The 237-nt window shown below is 68.4% G+C and carries 1 protein-coding gene; it reads left to right on the plus strand.

Features of this window, described 5'->3' with window-relative positions; all coding sequences use genetic code 11:
* A partial coding sequence (locus KVS67_RS13070) for a DDE-type integrase/transposase/recombinase (RefSeq protein WP_217565558.1) occupies window positions 1-237 on the plus strand: 237 nt, incomplete at both ends.

Raw genomic sequence — 237 nt, forward strand, 5'->3', positions numbered from 1 at the left:
CGAGAACGCGCGAGCAGCCAAGCGCGGGCCTGGCCGACGGGTCGGCTACACCTACCTGCACTCGGCGATCGACGGGTTCACCCGCCTGGCCTACACCGAAGCCTTGCCCGATGAGCGGGCAGCTACGACCGTGAGCTTCTTCTGCCGGGCGCGGGCGTTCTTCGCCGCCCACGGCATCCGGATCGACAGGGTGATCACGGACAACGGCAACAACTACCGGGCCGTGGACTTCACCGC

It is taken from the genome of Micrococcus sp. GbtcB5 (genome assembly GCF_019091605.1).
GTDB classification, from domain to species: Bacteria; Actinomycetota; Actinomycetes; order Actinomycetales; family Micrococcaceae; genus Micrococcus; species Micrococcus luteus.